1 protein-coding gene is annotated in these 422 nt (G+C 57.1%); it reads left to right on the top strand.

Annotated elements, in window-relative coordinates; genetic code table 11:
• A partial coding sequence (locus IFT99_RS26030) for a transposase (RefSeq protein ID WP_192136180.1) occupies window positions 1-422 on the top strand: 422 nt, incomplete at both ends.

Here is a 422-nt window from a genome sequence, read left to right as displayed (position 1 = left end):
GCCTATGTTTCGCGCCTGGATCTCAGGGTTCTGGGGTTCGATAAAGCTATTCCCAAGGGCAACGGACGTCCGCCCTACAACCCCGCCGACCTGCTCAAACTCTACATCTACGGCTACTTCCAGCGCATACGGTCTTCGCGCCGGCTTGAGGCTGAGTGCCAACGCAACATCGAAGTCATGTGGCTGCTCAACCGCCTCGCGCCGGACTTCAAAACCATCGCCGACTTCCGCAAAGATAACGCCACTGCGTTCTCCGCAACGTGCCGCGCATTTGTTCAGTTCTGCCGTTCGGCAGGCCTGGTAAAAGGTGATCTGGTTGCTATTGATGGCAGCAAATTCAAGGCCGTAGCCTCGGCCCGTCGTCACATCAGCACCAAGCACCTCAAGCGCGATCAGGAAAAACTTGATCGCCGGATAGCGAA

The sequence above is a fragment of the Pseudomonas sp. CFBP 8772 genome, assembly GCF_014841665.1.
GTDB lineage: Bacteria > Pseudomonadota > Gammaproteobacteria > Pseudomonadales > Pseudomonadaceae > Aquipseudomonas > Aquipseudomonas graminis_B.
Note: the sequence above shows the minus strand (reverse complement) of the source record. Positions and strands in the feature narration are given on the sequence as shown.